General features: G+C 72.4%; 1 protein-coding gene (cut by a window edge). It reads right to left on the reverse strand.

From position 1 onward, the window contains the following. The coding region annotated (locus IE316_RS36050; RefSeq protein ID WP_268257660.1) for a type I polyketide synthase crosses the window boundary (this coding region is incomplete at its 5' end): on the reverse strand, window positions 1–6,000 show 6,000 of its 29,621 nt. 23,621 nt of the annotated region lie to the left of the window's left edge.

Genomic DNA, 6,000 nt, shown 5'->3' on the forward strand with positions numbered 1-6,000 from the left:
TCGCGGTGAGTTCGTGCAGGTTGACCGCGCCGTCGACCTTGACCCGCAGGACGTTCTCCAGTCGCTCGGGGGTGAGCGACTCGATCAGACCGTCGTCCAGTACACCCGCCGCGTGGACGACGCCGGTCAGCGGGGTCGGTATCCGCTCCAGGAGGGCGGCGAGCGCCTCCCGGTCGGACACGTCGCAGGCTTCGACTACGACCCGGGCATCCAGCCCCTCGGGGACCTCACCGCCGCTACGGCTGACCAGCACCAGGTTCCGTACTCCGTGCTCGGCGACCAGGTGCCGCGCCACCAGCGTGCCCAGCGTGCCGGTGCCGCCCGTGATCAGGACCGTGCCGTCCGGGTCAAGGCGCCGGGGCATGCGCAGCACCAGCTTGCCCGTGTGCTTGGCCTGCGACATGAACCGGAACGCCTCCGGCGCCCGCCGCACATCGAACGACCGCACCGCCAACGGCTGCAGCACACCGGAAGCGAAGAGCGGCATCACTTCGCGCAGCAGCGCCCCGATCCGATCCGGCCCCGCGGCCAGCAAGTCGTACGCCTGATAGGCAACCTCTTCGATCCCGTCCCGGATATCGGTCTTGCCCATCTCCAGGAACCGGCCGCCGTCGCGCAGCAGCCGCAGCGAGGCGTCGATGAACTCACCCGCGAGGGAGTTCAGCACCACGTCGACGCCACCGGCGAACTTCCGCTCGAAGTCGAGCGTGCGGGAGCTGGCGATGTGCGCGTCGTCCAGCCCCATCGCGCGCAACACCTCCCACTTGCCCTCGCTCGCCGTCGCGAAGACCTCGGCGCCCAGGTGACGGGCGATCTGGATCGCCGCCATACCGACCCCGCCCGCACCGGCGTGCACCAGCACCCGCTCACCGGGCTGAAGTGCACCCAGCTCCACGAGCCCGTACCAAGCCGTCAGGAACACGACCGGCACCGACGCGCCCTGCTCGAACGACCACCCCTCCGGCAGCGCAGCCACCGTCCGCACATCGGCCACGGCCACCGGGCCGAAGGACGGCAGCATGCCGAACACCCGGTCCCCGACCGCGAACCCGGAGACATCGGGCCCCACCTCGGTCACGACCCCGGCGCCCTCGCCGCCCATCGTCGCGGCGCCCGGGTACATGCCCAGCGCGATCAGTACGTCCCGGAAGTTGAGGCCGGCCGCCCGTACGTCGACCCGCACCTGACCCGGGCCCAGCGGCTGCGCCGACGTCTCGGTCAGCGTCAGCCCTTCGATGGTGCCCTCGCCCTCGTCCGACACTCCCAGCCGCCAGGTGTCGGAGGCCGGCGGTGTCAGCGTTCCGTTCCGTCCCGGCCGGGTGAGCCTCGGTGTGAGGACCGTGCCCGCGCGTACCGCGACCTGGGTCTCGCCGGAGGCCAGAGCGGCGCGGGCCACCTCGGTCAGGTCCGCCGTGGCGGTTTCGGCGTCGACGTCGATCAGCAGGAACCGGCCCGGATGCTCGCTCTGAGCTGCTCGCACCAGCCCCCAGACGGGGGCCTGGGAGAGCCCGGAGAGCGGGTCGCCGGGGGCCGCGGCGACGGCGCCACGGGTGACGACCACGAAGCACGCGGAGGCCGAGGCCGTATCGGCCAGCCATGCCTGCAACGCCGTCAGTGCCTCGAGGGCCGCGGCCTTGGCGGCCTCGGCGAGATCGGCGTCGGCTCCCCCGGCCGGCATGCAGTGGTGGAAGGTGAGTTCCGGGTCGTCGTCGGTCCGCTCGGCCGGTGCGGTGCCGATCGGGGTCCAGACCACCGGGTACAGGGCGTCCGTGGCGGAGGGGACGCCGGTCAGCCGTGCCGGGTCGGCCGTGCGCACGTCGAGGGTCGCGGCGGAGAGGACGGGCTGTCCGGTGCCGTCGGCGATCTGGACCAGGACCGAGTCGGCGTCCCCGTCGACCGGGGCCAAGCGCACGCGCAGGGTGTCGGCGCCGGTGGCGTGCAGGGTCAGACCGTGCCAGGCGAAGGGCAGGCGCACCCGGTCGTCGTCCGGGGCGACCGCGACGAGGGCGTGGAGGGCGGAGTCGAGCAGGGCCGGGTGGATCCCGAACAGGTCGGCACCGGCTGCCGGCTCGGCGGGCTGGGCGACCTCGGCGAACAGTTCTCCGTCCTGGCCCTGGTACAGGGCGCGCAGCCCCTGGAAGGCGGGTCCGTAGCCGTATCCCGCGGCGGCGGCGCGGGCGTAGAAGTCGTCGGTGTCGACGGGGTGCGAACCGGCCGGGGGCCAGGCGGACAGGTCGAACCCGGAGTCCGAGCCGTTCCCGGCCGTCTCCCCGAGGAAGCCCACGGCGTGGCAGATCCACTCGCCGTCTTCGCCCGCCGTCTCGCTGCGGGAGTACACCCCGACGGGCCTGCGCCCGTCGGCGGTCCGCGGATCGACGTGCACCTGGAGGGCGAGGGCGCCCTGCGCGGGGATCACCAGCGGTGTTTCCAGGGTCAGCTCGGTCACGTGCGGCAGTCCGACCCGGTCACCGGCCTGGAGGGCCAGTTCCACGAAGGCCGCCGCCGGCAGCAGCACCACGCCCGCGACCGCGTGGTCACGCAGCCACGGCTGGGCCTGCAGCGAGATACGTCCGGTCAGCATCACGGCCCCGGTCCCGGCGACGCGTACGGTCGCACCGACCAGGGGATGCCCGGCCGCGACCAGACCGAGCCCGGCCGCGTCGGCGGGCGCGCCGAGGGCGCCGTCGAGCCAGTACCGGCTGCGCTGGAAGGCGTAGGTGGGCAGATCGAGATCCGCGCGGGCGGCGGGAAGCGAGGCCCCGGACCAGTCGACGGCGCAGCCCCGGACATGGGCGAGGGCGAGGGCCGACAGCAGGACCTCCCCCTCGGCACGGCCCGAGCGCAGCACGGAGGCACTGGCGACCGACGCCGCGTTCTCCCGCACCATGGCGGTGAGTACGCTGTCGGGGCCCAGTTCCAGGAACGTCCTGACCCCGGCCGCACGCAACTCCGCCACACCGTCACCGAAACGGACGGCTTCACGGACCTGACGCACCCAGTACCCCGGGTCCGTCAACTCCCCCGCCGACGCCACCCGACCGGTCAGGTTCGACACGATCGGCAGGTGCGGCTCCGCGTACGACACACCCTCCAGCACCGCACGGAACTCCGCCAGCATCGGCTCCATCCGCGCCGAATGGAACGCATGGCTGACTACCAGCCGCTTCGTCTTGCGCCCCAACTCCTTCAACGCACCCGCAGCCGCCAGAACAGCCGTCTCGTCCCCGGAGATCACCACCGACGACGGACCGTTGACGGCCGCAATCTCCGCACCATCCCCCAGCACTTCCGCGACTTCGGCCTCCGTCGCCTGCACCGCCACCATCACCCCGCCAGCCGGCAGCGCCTGCATCAACCTCCCCCGCGCGGCCACCACAGCAGCCGCATCGGCAAGCGACCACACACCCGCCACATGAGCCGCCGCCAACTCCCCGATCGAATGACCCAGCAGGAAGTCGGGACGCACCCCGAAGGACTCCACCAACCGGAACAGCGCCACCTCGACCGCGAACAACCCGGCCTGCGTGAACACCGTCTCCCCCAGCAACTCCCCCTCCCCCCACACCACATCACGCACCCCATGCCCCACATGACCGGCCAACTCCCGGTCCAGCTCCGCGACCACCGCGTCGAACGCCTCCGCGAACACCGGGAACGCGGCATACAACTCACGCCCCATCCCCACCCGCTGACTCCCCTGCCCACTGAACAACAAGGCGAAGTCTCCGGACCCGAGGGCCGACCCTCGTACGACGCCCGAGCCGGCTTCGCCCGCGGCGAGTGCGTCGAGCCCCGTCAGCAGGGCTTCGCGCGAGGAACCCACCACGACGGCACGCTCGTCGAGAGCGGCGCGTGATCCGGCGAGCACCGAGGCGACGGCGGCGAGACCGACTTCGGGGTGTTCACGCACGTACGTGGAGAGCGCACGCGCCTGGGCACGGAGCGCGTCGTCGGACTTGGCCGAGATCAGCCAGGGCAGAACGCGGTCGTCCACGACGGGCTCGGCGGGGGCGGACTCGGGTCCCTGCTCCAGGACCACGTGTGCGTTGGTGCCGCTCGCCCCGAAGGACGACACACCCGCACGACGGGGGCGCCCGGTCTCGGGCCACTCCCGCGCCTCGGTGAGCAGCTCCACCGCACCGGCGGACCAGTCCACGTGCGGCGACGGCTCGGTGACGTGCAACGTCTGCGGCAGCACACCCGCCCGCATCGCCATCACCATCTTGATCACACCCGCCACCCCGGCAGCGGCCTGCGCATGACCGATGTTCGACTTCAACGACCCTAGATACAGCGGCTCTTGACGCCCCTGCCCGTAGGTCGCGATGACGGCCTGCGCCTCGATCGGGTCGCCGAGCGTGGTGCCGGTCCCGTGCGCCTCGACGGCATCCACGTCCCCCGTCTCCAGGCCGGCACTCGCCAGCGCCTGCCGGATCACCCGCTGCTGCGACGGCCCGTTCGGCGCCGTCAGCCCGTTGCTGGCACCGTCCTGATTGACCGCCGACCCCCGTACGACGGCCAGCACCCGATGCCCCTTGCGCACCGCGTCCGACAGCCGCTCCACCAAGAGCACCCCGACGCCCTCGGACCACCCGGTACCGTCCGCCGCGGCCGAGAACGCCTTGCACCGACCGTCGGCCGACAACCCACGCTGACGGCTGAACTCGACGAACACCTCGGGCGTCGACATGACCGTCACACCACCGGCGAGGGCCATCGTGCACTCGCCGTTCCGCAGCGCCTGGGCCGCCAGGTGCAGACCCACGAGTGAGGACGAGCAGGCGGTGTCCACGGTGACCGCGGGTCCCTCGAAGCCGAAGGCGTACGACAGCCGGCCCGAGGCGGCGCTTCCGGTGTTGCCCATCAGCAGGTACCCGTCGACTCCCTCGGGCACCTTTTGCATCCCCGAGGCGTAGTCGTGGTACATGACGCCGACGAACACGCCGGTACGGCTGCCGCGCAGCGAGACCGGGTCGATACCCGACCGCTCCAGCACCTGCCAGGACGTCTCAAGGAGCAGCCGGTGCTGGGGGTCCATGGCGAGGGCTTCACGCGGGGAGATCTCGAAGAGCCCGGCGTCGAAGTCGCCCGCGTCGTACAGGAAGCCGCCTTCGCGGGTGTACGCCTTGCCGGAGGCCGCGGGGTCGGGGTCGTAGAGGTCCTCCAGGTCCCAGCCCCGGTCCGTCGGGAACGGCGAGATGGCGTCGCGGCCCTCGGCCACGAGGTTCCACAGGTCTTCGGGCGATTCCACCCCGCCGGGGTAGCGGCAGGCCATGCCCACGATCGCGATGGGTTCGTCGGTGGCCGCCGGCGCGGTGCTGCCGCTGGCGGTCTCGTCCTCGGTGCCCAGCAGTGACTCCCGGAGGGTGCGCAGCAGCGCGGCCGGGGTCGGGTGGTCGAAGACGAGGGTGGCGGGCAGTCGGAGACCGGTCGCCGTGTTGAGCCGGTTGCGCAGGTCGAGGCCGGTGAGCGAGTCGAAGCCCAGGTTCTTGAAGGTGGTGGAGAGTTCGGTGTCCGCGTCGGAAGGCAGGCCGAGTACGGCGGTGACCTGTTCCCGGATCAGGTTCAGCAGGGTGCGTTCGCGCTCCGCCTCGGGCATCGCGGCGAGCCGCTGCGGGAGCGCGGACCCCGATGGGGCGCTGGGGGCGCTGCTCGCGGTCCGGCGCGGTGGCGCGGGGACGACGCCGCTGAGCATCCCGGTCAGCGTGCCTTCGCCGGCCCGGACGCGGAGCGCGGGGAGGTCCAACGCGGCCGTGACCAACAGGGGTTCGGGCGAGGCGAGGGCGGCGTCGAAGAGTTGCAGGCCCTGCTCGGAGGGGAGTTGCCGGACACCGAGCCGCTTCATCCGTTGCCGGTCGGCCGTGCTCATCGCGCCGGTCATGCCGCTCGCCTCGGCCCACAGTCCCCAGGCCATGGAGGTGGCGGGGAGCCCTTCGGCACGGCGGGCGTGGGCGAGCGCGTCCAGGTAGGTGTTGGCCGCCGCGTAGTTCGCCTGCCCCG

The sequence above is a fragment of the Streptomyces fumanus genome, assembly GCF_014655295.1.
GTDB classification, from domain to species: Bacteria; Actinomycetota; Actinomycetes; order Streptomycetales; family Streptomycetaceae; genus Streptomyces; species Streptomyces fumanus.